The 17868-nt window shown below is 68.9% G+C and carries 20 protein-coding genes, 1 tRNA gene and 1 riboswitch; of the genes, 12 read left to right on the top strand and 9 right to left on the bottom strand.

Annotated features, from left to right (window positions below):
- Window positions 1–53: 53 nt before the first annotated feature.
- Complete coding sequence (locus tag OG361_RS14955; RefSeq protein ID WP_384564165.1) at window positions 54–1319, bottom strand: PTS transporter subunit EIIC; 1266 nt, start codon at window positions 1317–1319, stop codon at window positions 54–56.
- A 286-nt stretch (window positions 1320–1605) separates the two neighbouring features.
- Window positions 1606–2904: a PTS transporter subunit EIIC gene (locus OG361_RS14950; RefSeq protein WP_405853782.1), complete on the bottom strand. Its 1299-nt coding sequence runs from the start codon at window positions 2902–2904 to the stop codon at window positions 1606–1608.
- Between the two features lie 196 nt (window positions 2905–3100).
- Between OG361_RS14950 and OG361_RS14945 the strand changes: the two genes are divergently transcribed.
- The 4 genes from OG361_RS14945 to rdgB all read left to right on the top strand — a co-directional run bounded on the left by OG361_RS14945 (window position 3101) and on the right by rdgB (window position 5291).
- Window positions 3101–3373 (top strand): glucose PTS transporter subunit EIIB, encoded by a 273-nt coding sequence (locus OG361_RS14945; protein ID WP_384564322.1) that lies wholly within the window; start codon window positions 3101–3103, stop codon window positions 3371–3373.
- 86 nt (window positions 3374–3459) lie between these two features.
- The gene (rph, locus tag OG361_RS14940) at window positions 3460–4191 is read left to right on the top strand and encodes a ribonuclease PH (RefSeq protein WP_359673875.1); all 732 of its coding nucleotides are present in this window, start codon (window positions 3460–3462) and stop codon (window positions 4189–4191) included.
- An 85-nt stretch (window positions 4192–4276) separates the two neighbouring features.
- The gene (locus tag OG361_RS14935) at window positions 4277–4657 is read left to right on the top strand and encodes a hypothetical protein (protein WP_405853780.1); all 381 of its coding nucleotides are present in this window, start codon (window positions 4277–4279) and stop codon (window positions 4655–4657) included.
- 31 nt (window positions 4658–4688) lie between these two features.
- A complete protein-coding gene (gene rdgB, locus OG361_RS14930) occupies window positions 4689–5291 on the top strand; it encodes an RdgB/HAM1 family non-canonical purine NTP pyrophosphatase (protein WP_405853778.1) in 603 nt (200 codons plus the stop codon).
- Between the two features lie 57 nt (window positions 5292–5348).
- Here the strand turns inward: rdgB and OG361_RS14925 are convergent.
- The 4 genes from OG361_RS14925 to bcp form a co-directional block, all read right to left on the bottom strand.
- A tRNA-Leu gene (locus OG361_RS14925) sits at window positions 5349–5424 on the bottom strand.
- Between the two features lie 12 nt (window positions 5425–5436).
- On the bottom strand, window positions 5437–6084 hold the full coding sequence (locus OG361_RS14920) for an HNH endonuclease (RefSeq protein WP_405853776.1): 648 nt from the start codon (window positions 6082–6084) through the stop codon (window positions 5437–5439).
- Window positions 6081–6731 carry an HNH endonuclease signature motif containing protein gene (locus OG361_RS14915; protein ID WP_405853774.1) on the bottom strand — a complete coding sequence of 217 codons (651 nt, stop codon included), beginning with the start codon at window positions 6729–6731 and terminating at the stop codon, window positions 6081–6083. The genes OG361_RS14920 and OG361_RS14915 overlap by 4 nt, the downstream gene beginning before the upstream one ends.
- A gap of 163 nt (window positions 6732–6894) precedes the next feature.
- Window positions 6895–7362, bottom strand: a complete 468-nt coding sequence (gene bcp / locus OG361_RS14910; protein ID WP_384564181.1) for a thioredoxin-dependent thiol peroxidase — start codon at window positions 7360–7362, stop codon at window positions 6895–6897.
- 137 nt (window positions 7363–7499) lie between these two features.
- On the opposite strand from bcp, the gene OG361_RS14905 reads away from it, so the two are divergent.
- The 3 genes from OG361_RS14905 (at window position 7500) to OG361_RS14895 (ending at window position 8674) form a co-directional block, all read left to right on the top strand.
- A complete protein-coding gene (locus tag OG361_RS14905) occupies window positions 7500–7820 on the top strand; it encodes a DUF3618 domain-containing protein (protein ID WP_405853772.1) in 321 nt (106 codons plus the stop codon).
- Between the two features lie 46 nt (window positions 7821–7866).
- Complete coding sequence (locus OG361_RS14900; protein WP_405853770.1) at window positions 7867–8205, top strand: GroES family chaperonin; 339 nt, start codon at window positions 7867–7869, stop codon at window positions 8203–8205.
- A 48-nt stretch (window positions 8206–8253) separates the two neighbouring features.
- Window positions 8254–8320: riboswitch (guanidine-III (ykkC-III) riboswitch) on the top strand.
- A gap of 33 nt (window positions 8321–8353) precedes the next feature.
- On the top strand, window positions 8354–8674 hold the full coding sequence (locus OG361_RS14895; protein ID WP_028811654.1) for a multidrug efflux SMR transporter: 321 nt from the start codon (window positions 8354–8356) through the stop codon (window positions 8672–8674).
- Here OG361_RS14895 and OG361_RS14890 read toward each other — a convergent pair.
- Window positions 8668–10914, bottom strand: coding sequence for a transglycosylase domain-containing protein (locus OG361_RS14890; protein ID WP_405853767.1), 2247 nt, complete (start codon window positions 10912–10914; stop codon window positions 8668–8670). The genes OG361_RS14895 and OG361_RS14890 overlap by 7 nt on opposite strands.
- A gap of 161 nt (window positions 10915–11075) precedes the next feature.
- On the opposite strand from OG361_RS14890, the gene OG361_RS14885 reads away from it, so the two are divergent.
- The 4 genes from OG361_RS14885 (at window position 11076) to OG361_RS14870 (ending at window position 15064) form a co-directional block, all read left to right on the top strand.
- Window positions 11076–11879, top strand: a complete 804-nt coding sequence (locus OG361_RS14885; protein ID WP_405862263.1) for an ABC transporter permease — start codon at window positions 11076–11078, stop codon at window positions 11877–11879.
- 142 nt (window positions 11880–12021) lie between these two features.
- Window positions 12022–12798, top strand: a complete 777-nt coding sequence (locus OG361_RS14880) for an ABC transporter permease (RefSeq protein WP_405853765.1) — start codon at window positions 12022–12024, stop codon at window positions 12796–12798.
- A gap of 6 nt (window positions 12799–12804) precedes the next feature.
- Window positions 12805–13782, top strand: coding sequence for an ATP-binding cassette domain-containing protein (locus OG361_RS14875; RefSeq protein ID WP_405853763.1), 978 nt, complete (start codon window positions 12805–12807; stop codon window positions 13780–13782).
- A gap of 13 nt (window positions 13783–13795) precedes the next feature.
- Window positions 13796–15064: a DUF445 domain-containing protein gene (locus tag OG361_RS14870; protein WP_405853761.1), complete on the top strand. Its 1269-nt coding sequence runs from the start codon at window positions 13796–13798 to the stop codon at window positions 15062–15064.
- A 136-nt stretch (window positions 15065–15200) separates the two neighbouring features.
- Here the strand turns inward: OG361_RS14870 and OG361_RS14865 are convergent, their stop codons facing one another.
- Complete coding sequence (locus OG361_RS14865; protein ID WP_405853759.1) at window positions 15201–15503, bottom strand: hypothetical protein; 303 nt, start codon at window positions 15501–15503, stop codon at window positions 15201–15203.
- Between the two features lie 198 nt (window positions 15504–15701).
- On the opposite strand from OG361_RS14865, the gene OG361_RS14860 reads away from it, so the two are divergent.
- The gene (locus tag OG361_RS14860) at window positions 15702–16811 is read left to right on the top strand and encodes an MrcB family domain-containing protein (protein WP_405853757.1); all 1110 of its coding nucleotides are present in this window, start codon (window positions 15702–15704) and stop codon (window positions 16809–16811) included.
- A gap of 7 nt (window positions 16812–16818) precedes the next feature.
- Here the strand turns inward: OG361_RS14860 and OG361_RS14855 are convergent, their stop codons facing one another.
- The gene (locus OG361_RS14855) at window positions 16819–17826 is read right to left on the bottom strand and encodes a hypothetical protein (protein ID WP_405853755.1); all 1008 of its coding nucleotides are present in this window, start codon (window positions 17824–17826) and stop codon (window positions 16819–16821) included.
- Between the last annotated feature and the right edge of the window lie 42 nt (window positions 17827–17868).

The following is a 17868-nucleotide window of genomic DNA, read 5'->3' as shown; positions in this document are numbered from 1 at the left end:
GAAGGCCCCGGAACCTGTCGGTTCCGGGGCCTTCCCTTCTGTACGGGTGAGGCTCACGCCTTGGTGAGGTCCTCGATCTCCTCGTCGGGCTCGCGGCCCGGGGTGGGGAGGTTGAACTTGGTGATCGCGAAGCGGAAGACCACGTAGTAGATCGCCGCGAAGACGAGACCGATCGGGATGATCAGCCAGGGCTTGGTCGCGAGGTTCCAGTTGAGGAGGTAGTCGATACCGCCGGCGGAGAAGGTGAAGCCCGCGTGGACACCGAAGGCCCAGGTGACGGCCATCGAGACGGCGGTCAGGACCGCGTGGACCGCGTAGAGGACCGGCGCGATGAACATGAAGGTGAACTCGATCGGCTCGGTGATACCCGTGACGAAGGAGGTCAGCGCGAGGGACACCATCATGCCCATGACGGCCTTGCGGCGCTCGGGGCGAGCGGCGTGGGCGATGGCGATCGCGGCGGCCGGGAGGCCGAACATCATGATCGGGAAGAAGCCCGACATGAAGATTCCGGCGCTCGGGTCACCGGCGAAGAAGCGGTTCAGGTCACCGTGGACGACCTCGCCGGCCGCGTTGGTGAAGTCACCGATCTGGAACCAGGAGACGGTGTTCACGAACTGGTGCATGCCGACCGGGATCAGCGCGCGGTTGATGAGGCCGAAGAGGCCGGCGCCACCGGCGCCGAGGCCGGTCATCCACTCACCGAAGTTGGAGATGCCGTTGCCGATGGGCTCCCAGACCAGGCCGAAGACGACACCGACGAGGGTGCCGACGAAGGCCATGATGATCGGGACGAGACGGCGGCCGTTGAAGAAGCCGAGCCAGTCGACGAGCTTGGTCCGGTGGAACTTCTGCCACAGGACGGCCGCGATCAGACCCATCAGGATGCCGCCGAGGACACCCGGGTTGTTGTACTTCGCGGCGACGTCGACGCCCTTGTTGGCGGTCGTGTTGACGACGGCCTCGGCGACGGGGAAGGCCTTCAGCACGTTGCTGTAGACCAGGAAGCCGACGAGCGCGGCGAGGGCGGTGGAGCCGTCCGCCTTCTTGGCGAAGCCGATGGCGACACCGATGCAGAAGAGCAGGGGCAGATTGTCGAAGACCGCGCCGCCGGCGGTGGCGAAGACGGAGGCAACCTTGTCCCAGCCGAGGCCGTCGGCACCGAACACGTCGGGCTGGCCGAGACGGAGCAAGATACCCGCGGCCGGCAGCACGGCGATCGGCAGCTGCAGGCTGCGACCGACCTTCTGCAGGCCCTGGAACAGGCCGGATCCGCGCTTCTTCGCGGGAGCGGCGGCCTGGGCGGTGGCCGTACTCATCAACTTCCTCCAGTAAGGCAAGGCGCCGCCGGAGTCAGTGAAACGGGGGACGGCGACGTCTCGTGGAACGCGGTGGTCTGGACCGCGTGGTCTACACCAATGAGTGGTGTAGACCAGTTTTAGCACGTGAGACTTAGATAAGGAACCTGCGAATTCTGTGCACTCGGCCATAGCCCGAAATGCACGACAAAAGACCCCCGGACCGTCAGGTCCAGGGGCCTTCTGAGGGGCTTACGCGGGGGACGAAAGCCTCGAATCGGCCAGGCTCTGCAGGGTGACCGCAGCGCTACTTGACGTTCTCCCGCTCCATCTCGTCCCCGACCTCGTCCGGCTCGCGGCCGGGTGTCTGGAGGTTGAACCTGGTGATCGCGAACCTGAAGATCGCGTAGTAGACGACCGCGAAGGCGAGACCGATCGGAATGATCAGCCACGGTTTCGTCGCGAGGCCCCAGTTGATCACGTAGTCGATCAGACCTGCCGAGAAGCTGAAGCCGTCCTTCACACCGAACGCCCAGGTCACGGCCATCGACACGCCCGTGAGCACGGCGTGGATCGCGTAGAGCACCGGGGCGATGAAGAGGAACGAGTACTCGATCGGCTCGGTGATGCCGGTGACGAACGAGGTCAGCGCGACCGACAGCATCAAGCCGCCGATCTCCTTGCGCCGGTGCGGCTTGGCGCAGTGGGTGATCGCCAGCGCGGCCGCCGGAAGCGCGAACATCATGATCGGGAAGAAGCCCGTCAGGAACTGGCCGGCGTTCGGGTCGCCCGCGAGGAACATGGGGATGTCGCCGTGGACCACGGTGCCGTCCGGCTTCTCGTACGTGCCGAACTGGAACCAGATCGGCACGTTCAGGAACTGGTGCAGGCCGATGACGAGCAGCGCCCGGTTCGCCAGGCCGAAGATGCCCGAACCCCACGAGCCGAGTCCGACCAGCCAGTCGCTGAAGTTCTCCAGACCTTGACCGATCGGCGGCCAGACCCACAGGCACAGCGAGGCGAACGCGATCGCCACGAACGTCATGATGATCGGGACCAGACGGCGGCCGTTGAAGAATCCCAGCCAGTCCACCAGCTTCGTCCGGTGGTACCGCTGCCACAGGTACGCGGTGAGCAGACCCATGACGATGCCGCCGAAGACCCCCGGGTTCTGGTACGTGTAGGCGGCGTAGACGTCATCGGGGGACAGGCAGGCGCCCCCGATGTCCTTCGTACCCGAGGGGCAGTCCTTGGGGAACTGACGGAGGACCGTGTAGTAGACGAGGAAGCCGACGACGGCCGCCAGCGCGGTCGAACCGTCCGACTTCTTCGCCATGCCGATGGCGACACCGACGCAGAACAGCAGCGGAAGACCGAGGTTGCCGTCGAGGAGCGCGCCACCGGCGCCCGCCATCACCGCGGCGACATTGTCCCAGCCGAGACCGTCCGCGCCGAAGACGTCCGGCTGGCCGAGCCGGTTGATGATGCCGGCAGCCGGCAGCACGGCGATGGGCAGCTGAAGGCTGCGGCCCATCTTCTGCAGCCCTTGGAAGAGCCCGCCCCACAGGGACTTCTGTGGCCGCGCCGCGGCGCTGTCCGTACTCATCGGCGTCCTCCCTGCCCGGAACAAGCCGGGTCCGCGTCTCGTTGCACACTGGTGTAGACCAGTTGCGATAGGCTCCGGGAGCCCACTGAGGACAGGCCGCCGGTGATCGTCATCATTCGGTAGAACAGCGGCACTCGCTCGCGAAGTTGGGCCAACCGTGGGTTACCGTGACAAAGCGGACCGCAGGTGCGCCGAGATTCGCGCTCGCGCGAACAGAACGGACAGGGAGAAACACATGGCCACCAAGGCTGAGAAGATCGTCGCCGGGCTCGGCGGCATCGACAACATCGAAGAGGTCGAGGGCTGCATCACCCGCCTGCGCACCGAGGTCGTCAACCCCGCGCTCGTCGACGAGGCCGCGCTCAAGGCCGCCGGCGCCCACGGCGTCGTGAAGATGGGCAGCGCCATCCAGGTCGTCATCGGCACCGACGCGGACCCGATCGCCGCGGAGATCGAAGACCTGATGTGAGCCACTGACTCACATCGACAAGGGCCCGTTCCGGCAGGGGAACGGGCCCTTCGTCATGCACCCCCCGCCACGGCTAGGCTCGACCCATGTCTCGTATCGACGGCCGTACCCCCGAACAGCTCCGCCCCGTCACCATCGAACGCGGATGGAGCAAGCACGCCGAGGGCTCCGTCCTCATCTCCTTCGGCGACACCAAGGTCTTCTGCACCGCCTCCGTCACCGAAGGCGTCCCGCGCTGGCGCAAGGGCAGCGGCGAAGGCTGGGTCACCGGCGAGTACTCCATGCTCCCCCGAGCCACCAACACCCGCGGCGACCGCGAGTCCGTCCGCGGCAAGATCGGCGGCCGCACGCACGAGATCTCCCGCCTCATCGGCCGCTCACTGCGCGCCGTCATCGACTACAAGGCCCTCGGCGAGAACACCGTCGTCCTCGACTGCGACGTCCTCCAGGCCGACGGCGGCACCCGCACCGCCGCCATCACCGGCGCCTACGTCGCCCTCGCCGACGCCGTCGCCTGGGCCCAGGGCAAGAAGCTCGTCAAGGCCGGCCGCAAGCCGCTCGTCGGCACCGTCGCCGCCGTCTCCGTCGGCATCGTCGACGGCGTCCCCCTCCTCGACCTCTGCTACGAGGAGGACGTCCGCGCCGACACCGACATGAACGTCGTCTGCACCGGCGACGGCCGCTTCGTCGAGGTCCAGGGCACCGCCGAGGCCGAGCCCTTCGACCGCAAGGAGCTCAACGCCCTCCTCGACCTCGCCTCCGGCGGCTGCGCCGACCTCGCCGAGATCCAGCGCAAGGCCCTCGAAGGAACCCTCTGACCCCTCGCTGCGTCCTGACGGGCAACGGGCGCACGGATAAGATCCGTGCGCCCGTCCGTCTGTCTGTTCGTATTTAGGGGATGCCTTGAAGCGCCGACTCGCACTCGCCGTGGCCACGGCCGCCGCGCTCACCACCGTCCTGAGTGGCTGCGGAGCCCTCGACACCGCCATGGACTGCGTCAAGACCGCCGACGCGATAGCCACCTCCGTCGACAAGCTCCAGCAGGCCGTCTCCAACGCCTCGAACGACCCGACGCAGGTCGAGGAGTCCCTGAACTCGATCTCCACCGAGCTCGGCAACCTCAAGAACACCACGGACAACGCGGACCTCGCGAAGGCCGTCGACGACCTCACGAAGGGCGTCGAAACCGTCCGCACCGCGGTGAAGAACGGCGACGCGACCCCGGACATCCAGCCGATCACGGACGCGGCGAGCGAGGTCGCCAAGGTCTGCACCCCCGGCTGATCCTTCGCACCGACCCCGGATAATCGGTGACATGACCCGTCTGATCCTCGCCACCCGCAACGCGGGCAAGATCACCGAACTCCACGCGATCCTCGCCGACGCAGGCCTCGACCTCGAACTCGTCGGCGCGGACGCGTACCCCGACGTGCCCGACGTCAAGGAAACCGGCGTCACCTTCGCCGAGAACGCGCTCCTCAAGGCCCACGCCCTGGCCCAGGCCACCGGCCTCCCGGCAGTCGCCGACGACTCCGGCCTCTGCGTCGACGTCCTCAACGGCGCCCCCGGCATCTTCTCCGCCCGCTGGGCGGGCACCCACGGCAACGATCGCGCGAACCTGGACCTGCTGCTCGCCCAACTGTCCGACATCGCGGAGGAACACCGAGGGGCCCACTTCGCCTGCGCGGCGGCCCTGGCGCTCCCGGACGGCACGGAACGAGTGGTCGAGGGCCGGATGAGCGGCACCCTCCGCCACACCCCGGTAGGCACGAACGGCTTCGGCTACGACCCGATCCTCCAGCCGGAGGGCCGCGAGGTGACCTGCGCGGAGCTGTCGCCGGCGCAAAAGAACGCGATCAGCCACCGGGGCAAGGCGTTCAGGGCGCTGGTACCGGTGGTGAAGGAGCTGCTGGGCTGAGGGCCTTCAACAGAGGGGCCCGTCACCTTTGATTCTCAGGTGACGGGCCCCTCTCACTGGTACGCCCGGTCGGATTCGAACCGACAGACACGACCACCTAAAGATCGCCGCTCAGCCCTTGGCGTACGGGCGCGCACACGCTGCCCTACTTTACTCGCCCTCCGCCCCTGCACCAGGTGTCGGTGGTCGCATGGCAGTTGGGGCACAGCAGCCGCAGATTCTCGCGCCGGTCGTCGCTCCAGTCGCCGTTGATGTGATCAACTTCCAGTGTCATCGGTCTGCCGAACCACTCGGGGGCGACGCCGCATCGAGTGCACTGTTCGGGTACGCCGATCTGGCGCAGCGCTCGGCGCAGTGTTGCCGTTGTCGTTCGGTACCCGTTGGCGTGCCTCACCAGCACGGTCTCCGGAGGCTTGGCGGTCGGGCTTGCCTTGCCCCGTTGGTGGGCTTGCCCAAGAAAGTGCGTGGTCGAGAGCTGATCGCTGGCGATCCACTTCCGAAGATTCGCCCGCTGTGTGCCGTTGTCCGCACGCCCGAGTCGGTGCAGCACCTCTCTGATGGAGAGGGATGCTCGGACGGCGGACTCCAGCTCACAGGGGCTGGGGCGGGTCGGCCTACCGAGGGGTGGGAAGTGCGAGATGTCGATGCCGAAGTGCGCGAAGCGACTCATCAGGTAACGAGGGAGATTGGCGTAAGGCTCGCTGCCTAGAAATCCGACGGCCTCGTCGATGTCGGAGCACCGCGCGGCTGCTTCGGCCAGCCGCTCGCGGGTGTAGCGAATTCCGTTCGTCATGAGGGCCGCCCCTTGTTGCGGCCACGGTAGGTGTCCGTTGCGGAGTGGCAGTTGGGGCAGAGTAGACGCAGGTTCTCGATCCGGTTGTTCCGCCAGTCGCCGTCGATGTGGTCGATCTCCAGGGGGAGTGGCGAACCCAGCCACACTGCCTCGTTCCCGCACAGTGCACACCGGTTCTCGACGCCGAACTCCAGCATCGCGCGCTTGAGGCGGTCGCTCCGCAGGCGCCGGGGATGGGGTGATTCATTCTCGACCAGGACTTCCGCAGGCGTGCGGCGCCGCTGGTTGAACCGCATGTTCTCTGTTCGGACCGAGGTCGTGAAATGCGAGGTGCTGATGCCATATGCCTTGACGCGTCGGCTGATGTGCGTGTGCTGCCCGCCCACGACCTCCACTCCAAGCCTGCGCAGTACCTCGCACATGCTCGTGGAGGCGGCCACCGCCTCCGTCAGGATCTCCCGCGTCCACCGCACTCCCTCCCGCTCGAAGTGGGAGGTATCCACCCCCAGCTTCCGCATGCGGTCCTGCAGGTACCTTCGCCGCGAGCTCTTCGGGTCCACTCCCAGCTTCCCCAGCGCCTCCGACAGTGTCCGCGACGACCTCGCCGCTTCGACCAGCCGCTCTCGCGTGTACGGACTCTCCGACATCCCGTGCCCCCTCCGCTCCGGCCACCCGTTCGCGGCCTCGTACGGACTAACGAGCCGAATATCGGACGGTTACGCCATAACGCGTACTGTCGCGTCCGATAAACGGAACGGGCCGTATCGCCCCGGAAGGCGGTACGGCCCGTCAGGCGCCGAAGGCGGGGGCTCAGATGCCCAGGTCCCTGATGATCTTGGCTACGTGGCCCGTCGCCTTCACGTTGTAGAAGGCGTGCTCGATCTTGCCGTCCTCGTCGACGACGACCGTCGAGCGGATCACGCCCGTCACCGTCTTGCCGTAGAGCTTCTTCTCGCCGAAGGCGCCGTACGCCTCCAGGACGGTCTTCTCCGGGTCGCCGACCAGCGTGACCTTCAGGTTCTCCTTCTCGCGGAACTTCGCCAGCTTCTCCGGCTTGTCGGGCGAGACGCCGATGACGTCGTAGCCCGCGCCCGTCAGCAGGTCCAGGTTGTCGGTGAAGTCGCAGGCCTGCTTCGTGCAGCCGGGGGTGAGGGCGGCCGGGTAGAAGTAGACGATGACCTTGCGGCCCTTGTGGTCCGCGAGGGAGACCTCGTTGCCGTCCGCGTCGGGAAGGGTGAAGGCGGGGGCGGTGTCGCCGGGCTGCAGTCGCTCGCTCATGGCTCTCCTCGGGAATGTTCGCGTACGCCTCCAGAGCCTAATGGCGGTCGGCTATCGGGGGTCGGGCGCGGCCCTTCGGTGGTGGAGCTGACAGACTGTCCGTCAACGACCGGATACACGACTACGGAGGCAGCGCGGTGTCGGACGCCAGGACCCCTGCGCAGATCGAGGCGGACATCGTCCGCCGGCGCGAGCAGCTCGCCGTCACTCTCGACGAGATCGGTATTCGGGTGCACCCGAAGACGATCATCGGGGACGCCAAGGCCAAGGTCGCCTCGACGGTCGACCAGACCGCCGGTCGCGCCTTCGTCGCGGTCAACCGGGTCGTCTCGGACGTGAAGGCCCGCTTCACCCACGAGGACGGCGCCCCCCGCCTGGAGCGGGTGGTGCCGGTGGCGGTCGTCGCCGTCGCGGTCGTCGGGCTGATCGTCGCCTCGTCCCGGAAGGGCAAGGCGTGACCCCTCCGGGCCACGGGCGACACGCCCGGGCAGGTAGGTTCGGACCGTGAGCGAGAACACGCACGACAAGCTGCCCATCCGGATGCTGCACGACCGGGTTCTGGTCCGTACGGACTCCCCCGAGGGTGAGCGGCGCTCCGGCGGCGGCATCCTGATCCCGGCGACCGCCGCAGTCGGCCGTCGTCTGTCCTGGGCCGAGGTGGTCGCGGTCGGCCAGAACGTCCGTACCGTCGAGATCGGCGACCGGGTGCTGTACGACCCCGAGGACCGTGCCGAGGTCGAGGTGCGGGGTGTCGCGTACGTACTGATGCGGGAGCGGGACCTGCACGCGGTGGCCGCCGACCGTTTCCAGGGCGCTTCGGACTCGACCGGGCTGTATCTGTAGGTGAAGGCTTCGCAAGGCCCTGGTGACCGTCGTCACCAGGGCTTTTGTGTGTTCTTTGCTAGCCTGGGGACACCCGACGAGACGCGCCGTACCGGGATCGACAAGACGACGCACTCCTGTTGTTCCGTCTCGCGGAGGTGTCGTCGTCATGGCCTGGGTTCTTCTTGTCGTCGCGGGTCTGCTCGAAGTCGGCTGGTCGATCGGTATGAAGTACACCGACGGTTTCACCCGGCTCTGGCCCAGTGTGTTCACGGGCGCCGGGATCGTCGCCTCCATGCTGCTGCTCTCGCACGCGGCCAAGACGTTGCCGATCGGTACGGCGTACGGCGTGTGGGTGGGTATCGGCGCGGCCGGTGCGGCGGTGCTCGGCATGGTGGTGCTGGGTGAGCCGGCGACCGCCGCCCGGATCTTCTTCGTCTGTCTGCTGCTTGTCGCCGTGGTGGGGCTGAAGGCGACCTCCGGTCACTGACGAGGGGTGTGAGGGGTGTGAGGGGTGTCAGGGGTGTCAGGGGCCTCAGGGGCCTCAGGGGCCTCAGGGGTCTCACGGGTGTTGCGAGGGGTGTTGCGAGGGGGCAGGGGGCTGCGGGACACCGCGGCTCCCGGTCCCGCCTCGCCCGTGAGGTAGGGGTCCTCCTCCTGGCTCTCCTGGCTCTCCGGGCCGTCCGGCATCGGCGGTTCGGGCGGGAGTTCCTCCGCTCCCGGCATCAGCTGGAGGTCGAAGTCGCGCGGTGTCGTTCCCGCCAGGGCCTCCCGGGTGAACCGGGCCCAGATCTCGGCCGGTACCCCGCCCCCGTTGATCCGGGGCTGTCCGAGCGCTCCGTACAGCGGTTCCTGCCGCCCGGACTCGGGGTCCTGGCCCATCAGCGCGACCACCGTCGCGAGCTCCGGGGTGTAGCCCGCGAACCAGGCGGCCTTGTCGTCCTCCGCCGTGCCCGTCTTGCCCGCCGCCGGCCGTCCGGCGGCCTGCGCGGCCGTCCCCGATCCCGTCTCGACGACGCTCCGCAGGATCGACGTGGTCGTGTCCGCGGCCTCCCGGCTGACCGCCTGCCGGGCCGGGCGGGACGGCAGGTCCACCGTCGTGCCGCCCTTCGTGACGGACTCGACCAGCGTGTACGTGCCGTGCCGGCCGTGCGCGGCGAGCGTCGCGTACGCCGAGGTCATGTCGAGGACGCTGGCGGTGGCCGGGCCGAGGGCGATGGAGGGGGAGGCGGTGAGGTCGGGGGTGGAGCCGGGCACGCCGAGGGCGACGGCGGTCCGCCGCACGTGCGCGGGGCCGACGTCCACCGCCATCTGGGCGTACACGGCGTTCACCGAGAGGTCGGTGGCCTCGCCGACGGCGATCTCCCCGTAGCTCGCGTCGTCCTCGTTGGCGGGGTCGTACGGGACGCCGTCCCAGCCTTCGACCGGGCGCCGGTTGGTCCCGTCGTACAGGGTGTACGGGGTGATCGGCTGGCCCTGCTGGGTCTGCGCCCCGCTCTGTACGGCCGCGGTGAAGACGAAGGGTTTGAAGGTGGAGCCGACCTGGTAGTCGCGGCGGGTGGCGTTGTTGACGTACTGCTGGGTGTAGTCGATGCCGCCGTACATCGCGAGGACCTTGCGGGTCGCCGGGTCGACGGCGGCCGCTCCGACGCGGACGTAGCGGTCGGCCGGGTCGCGTGCCGGGTCGAGCCGGGAGATGACCTCGTCCTCGACGGTCTGCGTGAGCGTTTCCTGCTTGGCGCGTTCCAGGGTGGTCGTGATCCGGTAGCCGCCGCCGGCGAGGGTCTTCTCGTCGACGATGCCGTGGTCGGTCAGGTACTCCTCGACGGCCTGGACGAGATAGCCGCGCTGGCCGGAGAGGCCGGTCGCGGGGCGGGCGGTCTGGGGGAGGGGGAAGCGGGCGGCGGCGCGCTCGGCGTGGCCGAGCCAGCGCTCGGTGACCATGCCGTCGAGGACGTACTTCCAGCGGGCGACGGCTTTGGCCCGGTTCTCGGGGTGGGTGGTGACGTCGTAGGCGCTGGGGGCCTTGAGGAGGGAGGCGAGGTAGGCGCCCTCGGCGGTGTCGAGCTGCTCGACGTCCTTGCCGTAGTAGGCGCGGGCGGCGGATTGGATCCCGTAGGCGTTCCGGCCGAAGTAGCTGGTGTTCAGGTAGCCCTGGAGGATCTCGTCCTTGGTCTTCTCGCGTTCGAGTTTGATCGCGATGAAGAACTCCTTGGCTTTGCGGGTGAGGGTCTGCTCCTGTCCCAGGTAGTAGTTCTTGACGTACTGCTGGGTGATGGTGGAGCCGGACTGGCGGCCCTTGCCGGTGACGGTGTTCCAGGCGGCGCGGACCATGGCCTTGGGGTCGACGGCTCGTGAGGTGTGGAAGTCGCGGTCCTCGGCGGCGAGGACGGCCTGGCGGACGCCCGGGGGGACCTGGTCGAGGCGGACGTTCTCGCGGTTGAACTCGCCGTCGCGGGCGAGGGGGCTGCCGTCGCGGTAGAGGTAGACGTTGGACTGGGCGAGGGCGGCGGCGTTGGCGGGCGGGATGTCCACCAGGAGGTAGCCGGTGGCGAAGGCGCCGGCGAGGAGCAGTACGCCGAACAGGACGAGGCCGAAGAGCGTCCGCAGGATGCGCCGGGGACGGCGTTTCGGTGCGCGGGGTGGCGGAGCGGAGAGGGTGGGGTCCCTCGGCTCCCAGCCCGGTCCGGATGGCCGGGGAGTGTCGCTCGTACCGGAGGAAGGGGGCATGGCACCTCATACTGCCCGGAAGGTGGCGAAACTCCTGATTACGACCCGAAGGTGACGCGAAATCCGCTCGCGGTGCGCAGTCGCTCCTCGCTAGGGTCGTGCGCTTCGGCGTTTTTCGGTGCTTCGGGTACCGAGGCGGAGTGGAGGGGAGGGCCGGCATGCTGCGGCTGTACGCGACGGTGGCCGCGGGTGGCTTCCGGCGCCATGCGACGTATCGGGTGGCGACGGCGGCGGGGGTGTTCACCAACACCGTCTTCGGCTTCATCCTGTCGTACACGTACATCGCCCTCTGGGCGGAGCGGCCGCAGCTCGGCGGCTACTCCATGGAGGACGCCCTCGCCTATGTGTGGATCGGGCAGGGGCTGATCACGGTCTGCGGTCTGATGGGCGGTGGCTTCGAGGACGAGCTGATCGAGCGGATCAGGACCGGGGACATCGCCGTCGACCTCTACCGTCCGGCCGACCTCCAGACCTGGTGGTTCTCGGCCAATCTGGGCCGTTCGGCCTACCAGTTGCTGGGCCGCGGGGTCGTCCCGATGGCGGTGGGCGCGCTGGTCTTCGACTTCACGCTGCCGTCGGGGCCGGGGATGTGGGTGGCGTTCCTGGTGGCGGTGGTGCTGGGGTCGATCGTCAGTTTCGCGATCTGGTACCTGGTGGCGATGAGTGCGTTCTGGCTGCTCGACGGGCAGGGCGTGGTGCAGGTGGCCTGGTTGGGCGGTCTGTTCTTCTCGGGGATGCTGCTCCCGCTGAATGTCTTCCCCGGCGCGTTGGGTGAGCTGGCGCGGGCGTTGCCGTGGGCGTCGATGCTCCAGGTGCCGGCCGATGTGTACCTGGGGAGGTACGAGGGCGGCCGGGAGCTGGCGGGGGCGTACGCCTTCCAGGGGTGCTGGGCGCTGGTGCTGTTCGGGGCGGGTCGGGTGGCGCAGTGGGCGGCGACGCGGAAGGTGGTGGTGCAGGGTGGCTGAGGTACTGCGAACCGAGGGGGAGTCCAGGCCCGGCGCCGGGCCTCTGGCCGATGGGGGGTCCAGGTTCCGCACCGGGCCTCTGTCCGATGGGGAGCCCAGGCTCCGTACCGGGCCTCTGGCCGACTCCTGGCGTACGTATCGGATGGTGGCCGGGATGTGGATCCGGTCGACGATGACGTACCGCTCGTCCTTCGCGCTGACCCTCTTCACCAGTTTCTGCGTGACGTTCTTCGACTTCGTCGTGATTCTGCTGATGTTCGGTCAGGTGAAGGGGCTCGGTGGCTTCTCCTTCGCGGAGGTCGCGCTGCTGTACGGGACGACCGGCACGTCCTTCGGGATTGCGGACCTGACGATGGGCTCGCTCCAGCGGATGGGCAAGCGGGTCAGGGACGGCTCGCTGGACACGTTCCTGATGCGCCCGGCGCCGCTGCTGGCGCAGGTCGCGGCGGACAAGTTCGCGCTGCGCCGGTTCGGGAGGGTCGCGCAGGGTCTGTTCGTGCTGGTGTGGGCGCTGGTCCTGCTGGATGTGGAGTGGACGTTGGTGAAGGTGGTGCTCCTGCCGGTGATGCTGGTCTGCGGGGCGGTGATCTTCGCGGCGGTGATGGTGCTGGGCGCGTCCGCGCTGTTCTGGGTGCAGGACGCGGCGGAGGTCACGAACTCGTTCACGTACGGCGGGAACACCCTTCTCGGGTACCCGCCGACGATCTTCGCGCAGGAGCTGGTGCGGGGGGTCGTGTACGTCGTACCGCTGGCGTTCGTGAACTGGCTGCCCGCGCTGTACGTGCTCGACCGCCCGGCTCCGGCGGGGGTGCCGGGCTGGGCGGTGTTCGCGTCGCCGCTGGTGGCGGTGGTGTGCTGCGGGGTGGCGGGTCTCGCGTGGCGGGCCGGAATCCGTTCGTACCGATCGACAGGGAGCTGAGGCCACGTGCCGTTCATCGAGCTGGATTCACTGGAGAAGGTCTTCACGGTCCGCCGCAGAGCGGGCCTGGTGCGGAGGTCGAAACGCGAGGTCCGGGCGGTCGACGGGATCAGCTTCGGCGTGGAGCGGGGTGAGATGGTCGGCTACATCGGTCCGAACGGGGCCGGGAAGTCGACCACGATCAAGATGCTGACCGGCATCCTCACCCCCAGCGGGGGCCGGCTGCGGGTCGCGGGTATCGATCCGGCGCGCGAGCGGACCCGGCTGGCCCAGCGGATAGGGGTGGTCTTCGGGCAGCGGACGACGCTCTGGTGGGACCTGCCGCTGAAGGACTCGTACCGGCTGATGCACCGGATGTACCGGATCCCCGACGCCCGCTACCGGGAGAACCTCGATCGCTGCGTGGAGCTCCTGGAGCTCGGCGACCTCCTCGACGTGCCGGTGCGCCAGCTCTCGCTCGGGCAGCGGATGCGCGGCGACATCGCGGCGGCGCTCCTCCACGACCCGGAGGTGCTGTACCTCGACGAGCCGACGATCGGCCTGGACGTCGTGTCGAAGGCGCGGGTGAGGGAGTTCCTGAGAGAGCTGAACACCACGCAGGGCACCACGGTGTTGCTGACCACCCACGATCTGACGGACATCGAGCAGCTGTGCTCGCGGGTGATGGTGATCGACCACGGGAAGCTGATGTACGACGGGGAGCCGGGCGGGCTCCACGAGGTCGGCGAGAGCGAGCGGCTCCTGGTGGTGGATCTGGAGCGGGAACTGCCCCCGATCGAGGTGCCGGGGGCCCGCTTCGTACGGGCGGAGGGGCCGCGGCAGTGGCTGGCCTTTCCGGCCTCGGCCTCGGCGGCTCCGCTGGTCGCCGCAGTCGCCGCCGCGTACCCCCTTGTCGACCTGTCGGTGCGGGAGCCGGACATCGAGGCGGTGATCGCGAAGATGTACGGGGGAACTCGGGACGAGCGTCGGGAGTCCCTGATGTAGGAGGTCGAGTCCATTGGTGAGTTTCTCGTACACGGCGGCTGACGAGGAGAAGAGCAGAGGCGTCCGGCGGATGAAAACGCTGGCGACGGCTCTGCTGGTGGCGGTCGCCGTGATCTACGCGCTGGCCACCTGGGCCCGGAATTCCGGGGCGGGGGCCTGGGCGGGGTACGTGGCCGCGGCGGCGGAGGCGGGCATGGTGGGCGCGCTGGCGGACTGGTTCGCGGTGACGGCCCTCTTCCGGCGCCCCCTGGGGCTGCCGATCCCGCACACGGCGATCATCCCGACGAAGAAGGACCAGCTGGGCGCCTCGCTGGGCTCGTTCGTAGGCGAGAACTTCCTCTCCGCCGATGTCGTACGCGGCAGGCTGCAGGCGTTCGGCATCGGCCGCCGGCTGGGCGCGTGGCTCGCGGACCCGGCGCACGCCGACCGGGTCACGGCGGAGGCGGCGACGGCCCTGCGGGGCGCGCTGACGGTGCTCCGGGACTCGGACGTGCAGGCGGTCGTGGGCGAGGCCATCACTCGGCGGGCGGAGTCGGTGGAGATCGCGCCCGGCCTGGGCAAGACCCTGGAGAGGATCGTCGCGGACGGGGCGCACCACCGGGCGGTCGACCTGGTCTGCACCCGGGCGCACGACTGGCTGGTGACGCACGGCGAATCCGTCATGGACGCGGTGCAGGGCGGGGCGCCGGGCTGGACCCCGCGCTTCGTGGACCGCCGCATCGGGGAGCGCGTCTACAAGGAGCTCCTCCGCTTCGTGACGGAGATGCGGGACATGCCGGGCCACCCGGCGCGCGGCGCGATCGACCGGTTCCTCACGGACTTCGCGGCCGACCTCCAGGCCGACACGGACACCCGGGCCCGTGTCGAGCGGCTGAAGGCGGACCTGCTGGCCCGCCCGGAGATCCAGGACATCATCGCCTCGGCCTGGTCCTCGATCCGTACCCTCATCATCTCGGCGGCCGAGGACGACCGCAGCCAACTCCGCCTGCGCGCCCGCGCCTCGCTGATGTCCCTGGGCAACCGCCTGGCGACGGACTCCCGCCTCCAGGCGAAGGTCGAGGGCTGGGCGGAGGACGCGGCGGCGTACGTGGTCACGACGTACCGGCACGAGATCACGTCCCTGATCACGGACACGGTCGCCGGCTGGGACGCCACCCAGACGTCGAAGAAGATCGAGGCGAACATCGGCCGCGACCTCCAGTTCATCCGCATCAACGGCACGGTGGTGGGCGCCCTGGCGGGCCTGCTGATCTACACCTTCAGCCACGCGCTGGGCGGCTGAGGGGAGGTCGCGGGCGACGGGGCCGGGGCGTCAGGCCTTGTCGCGGGTGACGGGGGCCGGGGCTCAGCCCTTCTCGCCCGGGCCTCAGCCCTTCTCGCCCGGGCCTCAGCCCTTCTCACGGTGACGGGGCCGGGGCTCAGCCCTTCTCGCGGGTGACGGCCCAGGAAGCCGCCGCCACACCCCCGGCCACGGAGAACACCGCGGGCCAGGCCCCGATCTTCTTCGCGAGCGGGTGGGACCCGGCGAAGGCGGCGACGTACGCGGTGGTGAGCCCGGCGGCCACCTTCCCACCCGCCACCTGCTGCCACTCCCGCGCGGCCACCCCACCGGCCACGGCGAGCACGACCCCACCGAGCGGCCGCTTCTTGGTCCAACGGGCGACGGCGTAACCGCCGACGAGCCCGGCGGCGGCTATGGCGGGGGAGGGGATGCGGGGCATGGCGGGGCCTTTCGATTCGACGCGTCTTGCTTTGAGCCTAGAGGCTCGGCCACACGACGAGCGCGGCCCCCTCATCACGCGGTCAGAACGAGGGGCAGGAGTCGAAGGTTCGAGCCGGGTGTGCGTACGCCAGCGATGACTTGACGAGGTGAAACGACTTCCCGTGTGCGGCGGGATGCTCTGATCTAATTTCTCGGCATGGGTATCCGGGATTTGCTCAGCGAGGTCGCGAGCACATACGACCGTACGGCCGGTTCGGGGCGCGAGGTGAAGGGGCAGAAGGTACTGCGAAGTGTCGCGAGCCGTGCTGACCTAGACCTTCCAGCGGGCTTCAAGGCCGAGGGGCATGGAGGGCAGACCACTCCGGCTGCGACTCCTTGGATTGGCGTCTTTGATGAGCGGGGCGAGCGCGACCCCAAGAAAGGGCTGTATCTGGCCTATATCTTCAGCGCTGACCTGAAAAATGTGTCACTGACCCTGCAGCAGGGGATTACCTGGCTCGAAGAGCGCCTGGGTAAGGGGCGCGCCCGAGAGGACCACCTCCGTCGCCAGGCGACGCGGCTTCGTCGGGCCGTACGGCGTCAGGAGCGTCATGGCTGGGTCGATGAGCCGGAACTCAGGGACGGGGCGGCACGCCCGAAAGCCTATGAGGCCGCCAGCGTCATCGCCAAGACGTACGACACATCCGCTCTCCCTAGCGATTCCTCGCTGCTGGAAGATCTACTACTGGGGATCGAGTCGCTGCGACGAGCAGAGGATTTCGACCGCACGTGGTGGTTGGGCGACGCCCCCGATGTGGAGGTGTCCTACGAGCTTACTGGCGAAGGCTGGACAGATGCTGATCCACTCGCCGGCTTCCATCCTAAGGACAGCAGTGAGTACGTGGCGCGGATCAGCGCCCGGCAGCAGGTCAAGAAGCGGAGTCACGAGGACCTCATCAAGGATTTCGGCCTCCACGTACTCGACCGCGGGTACATCCCCATCACGCGCTTGCAGCACCCGAAAGACCTTGTGCTGCGGCAGCGCGAAGCTCCTGAGGTCTCGGGTGAGGAGTGGCTGGTTGAGGCGAAGGTCGTACGCAACGGAAATCCCACCCAGGCGGTCCGTGAGGCTGTCGGGCAGCTGTACGAGTACCGCCACTTCCTCTACCAGCGGCAGTCAGAGCCGTTCCTCATAGGGCTCTTCTCTGAGCGGATAGGTGCCTACGTTCCCTATCTGGAAGCGCAAGGCATCGCCTCGATTTGGCGAGATGGAGCGGGGTGGGACGGCTCCCCAAAGGCGCGAGAGTGGCACATGACGTCGAGATGAGACGGCCTCAGCCCTGGTCTGCGCCCCCGTGGCACTCCCCGTAAGCAGCCTCCGACCCGCACCAGCAAGCCGCCCCCCGTGCCGGGGGCCAAGCCGCTGCGCGGCCGCGGGCTGCCAGGGTGGTGGCGTATTGGGGGAGGAGGTCCGCGTTCGAGGGGCGGGTGGATTCCGAGGCGGCGAAGGCTTCGTACGAGGGGACCGTCGCGCGGACGATGCCCAGGTTGGGGGTGCCCGCCTGGGCCAGTTCGCGGAGGGACGCCTCGATGTCCGTCAGGTGGGCTCTGTACGTGGGGTACTCCGCCTCCAGTTCCGGGTACGCCGCCAGGAGTTCGTCCAGTTCCGCTTCCGGCCAGTGCAGGACCGCGACCGGGAACGGGCGGGAGAGGGCCGTGCGGTAGGTGCCCAGTTCCGAGCGGAGGCGGGCGATCTCGGCCTGGAGTTCCGCCGGGTCCGAGGAGCCCAGCGACCAGAGGCGCTTCGGGTCGTGGAGCTCGTCCAGGGGGACGGCCGCCGTGTGGAGCCGGTCCGCCAGGGTGTCCCAGTCGTCGTGGGGGAGCGCCAGCATCCTGCGGATGCGGTGGCGGGTCGTGATCAGGGACTGGGTCGCGTGAGGGACGTCGTGTGCGGTGGTGACCAGGAGTGCCGCGCCCTCCGTGAGGGTGGACTCCGCCGCCTCCAGTTCGTCGTGCGCCTCCAGCGTCTCCGCCGTGATCTCCCACGCCGCCGCGTCCTCCGGCTGGGCGCGCCGGACGCCGTCGATGATCGCCCGGGCCTCGGCCTCGTGGCCGTACTCCCAGAGGTTCGCCGCCTTCAGCGCCCTGATCAGGAGCGGGTTCGTGGGGGAGTCGTCCAGGAGCGTGTCGTAGAGGGCCGTCGCGCCCGGGCGGTCGCCCGCCAGTTCCCGGTGGGCCGCGGCCTGGAGGTAGAGCGGTTCCCGGTCTCCCGGGTACTGCGCTGCCGTGCGCAGCAGGCGCTCGGCTTCGGTGGTGTGGGCGGCAGGAGTGTCGGGGCGCATGTTCTCAACCGTACTGCTGTACAGGCCTGGAGAGTTGGCGCC

Source organism: Streptomyces sp. NBC_00090 (assembly GCF_045160815.1).
Classification (GTDB): domain Bacteria; phylum Actinomycetota; class Actinomycetes; order Streptomycetales; family Streptomycetaceae; genus Streptomyces.
Note: the sequence above shows the minus strand (reverse complement) of the source record. Positions and strands in the feature narration are given on the sequence as shown.